Source organism: Streptomyces sp. NPDC101152 (assembly GCF_044768275.1).
GTDB lineage: Bacteria > Actinomycetota > Actinomycetes > Streptomycetales > Streptomycetaceae > Streptomyces.
Genome location: NZ_JBIWPO010000132.1, coordinates 1 through 2,365, shown reverse-complemented (window position 1 = coordinate 2,365; position 2,365 = coordinate 1). Strand labels below are relative to the sequence as shown.

Sequence of the window (2,365 nt, the reverse complement as noted above, 5' to 3'; positions counted from 1 at the left end):
TGTCGGCGTACAGGTGAACGTCCTCAGCCACGTACGGATGAACGAGGCCAGTTTCTGACGCGCTGAGGGTCAGCGGTGGGCACTCTGCTGCTTGGTCGGTGTGGGGCGGCGGAGGACGGCTGACGATGGTTTTGGATCCGCATCGCTGGTTGGAACTGCGGCGGTTTCGCGGCCTGTTCGAGTCCGGGGCGATGAGCCTGTCGGAGATCGCCCGGGAGACCGGGCTGGACCGCAAGACGGTCCGCAAGTACCTCGCTGCCAAGGGGCCGGCTTCGCCTCCGCGGCGGACGTCGAACGGACGGCACCAGCAGCGGATGGTCGACGAGTTCGCGCCGCTGATCGACTCGATGCTGCGGGCCGAGATCCTGATGAAGGCCACCGTCATCCACGAGCGTCTGGCCAGGGACTACGGGTTCACCGGCAACTACCAGCGCGTCAAGCTGTATGTCCAAGAAGCCCGCCCCAGGATCGCGGAGGAACTCGGCATCACGCCTCGGGAACTGGCTGGCATGCACCGCCGCTTCGAGGTGATCCCTGGCGCCCAGGCCCAGGTCGACTGGGGCGATGAGGGCAAGATCCTCGCCCACATGGGCATCGGGAAAGTCTACTCCTTCCACATGACGCTGTCGTACTCGCGCGACCCATTCTGCTGCTTCACCACCAGCCAGGACCTGCAGACCTTCTTCGACTGCCACCGGCGGGCCTTCGCGCACTTCGGCGGGGTGCCGATGACGATCGTCTACGACCGCACCAAGACCGTCGTGCGTCGGCATGTCGCTCCTGGTCAGGCGGTTCCGCTGCATCCGGAGGCGGTCGCCTTCGCCGGCCACTACGACTTCGACATCGACGTGCTGGCCGCCTATCGGCCCCAGGGCAAAGGCCGGGTCGAGCGGCAGGTCGACATCGTCCGTGACCACGTCCTGGCCGGGCGTTCTTTCTCCTCCCTCGAGGAGATGGACGCCGCCTTCGCCGCCTGGGTGCCGCAGCGGCGATCCCAGGTCCACCGCACCTACCGGGAGGTCATCGGCGAGCGGGCGGCCCGCGACCACGCGGCCCTCAAGCCGCTGCCGGCCACCCCCTATCTGGTGGCCGAGCGGCATCTGCGGCCGGTCGGAAAGGACTGCCTGGTCGCCTTTGGCGGCAACCTCTACTCGGTGCCCGCCCGCAAGGTCCGTCCCCGCCAGCTGGTCGAGGTCCGAGCCACGAGGTCCCAGATCATGCTGCATTCCACCGTCCCCGACGCAAGCGGCGAGACCCTGCTGGCCATGCACGCGCGGGCGGTCGGCCGCGGGGTCCGCGTGGTCGACGAGAGCCACTGGGACGGACTGCCCACTGGCCAAGGCCGCCGGGTCACCACCGGCGACGTCGTCGTCCCGCCTCGACGTGAGCGACTTCCCGAGGAGTCGGCCGGGTCCTTGCAGGCTCTGCTGAACCGGGCCGCGGTCACTCGGGTCGAGGTCGGCCGCCGTCCCTTGTCGGTCTATGACGAACTGACCGGCACCCGCCCCTTCACCACCCACCCGAGCACGAGGGAAACATCGTGAGCGAGCTGGTCAGTACCCGCATCCGCACCACGGCCGGCAAGCTCGGCCTGCCCCACCTCGCCGAAACCATCAACGAGTACATCCGGCGGGCCGACGAGGCCAAGATGGGCTACCTCGACTTCCTCGACCTGGTCCTGTCCGAGGAACTCGCCGTCCGCGACGACCGCCGCTTCCGGCAGGGCCTGCGGCTGTCGAAGCTGCCGCATCACAAGACGCTCGACGAGTACGACTTCTCCTTCCAGCCCGACCTCGACCCGCGCAAGGTCAAAGACCTCGCCACCCTCTCCTTCGTCGAGGCCAAAGCGAACGCGGCCCTGCTCGGCCCGCCCGGGGTCGGCAAGACACACATCGCCGTCGCCCTGGCGGTCGCGGCCTGCCGGGCCGGCTACTCGATCTACTTCACCAGCCTCGACGACATGGTCCGCAACCTGAAGACCGCCGAAGCCGCCGGACGACTCTTGAACAAGCTCGGCACCTACCTGCGGCCCAGCGTCCTGGTCGTGGATGAGGTCGGCTACCAGCCCCTCGAACGGGCCGAGGCGAACCTTGTCTTCCAGGTGATCTCCAAGCGCTACGAGAAGGGCTCGATCATCCTGACCTCGAACAAGACCTTCAGCGAGTGGGGCCAGGTCTTCGGCGACGAGGTCCTCGCCACCGCCATCCTCGACCGGCTCCTCCACCACTGCGACGTGATCTCCATCAACGGCCCCAGCTACCGGCTGAAGAACCGCCTCAAGGCCATCGAGCGAGAGACCGAAGTGGCCTAACCGCCGGGGACGTTCGCCCGTACGCAACTGGGGACCAGAGGCCGTACGCCGACA

2 protein-coding genes are annotated in these 2,365 nt (G+C 67.8%); both read left to right on the top strand.

Going from position 1 to position 2,365, the window contains the following annotated elements; all coding sequences use genetic code 11:
- Nucleotides 1–125 precede the first annotated feature (125 nt).
- Nucleotides 126–1,544 (top strand): IS21 family transposase, encoded by a 1,419-nt coding sequence (gene istA, locus ACIRVK_RS45455; protein ID WP_404258036.1) that lies wholly within the window; start codon nt 126–128, stop codon nt 1,542–1,544.
- The gene (istB, locus tag ACIRVK_RS45450; protein WP_404258034.1) at nt 1,541–2,311 is read left to right on the top strand and encodes an IS21-like element helper ATPase IstB; all 771 of its coding nucleotides are present in this window, start codon (nt 1,541–1,543) and stop codon (nt 2,309–2,311) included. The genes istA and istB overlap by 4 nt, the downstream gene beginning before the upstream one ends.
- Nucleotides 2,312–2,365 lie beyond the last annotated feature (54 nt).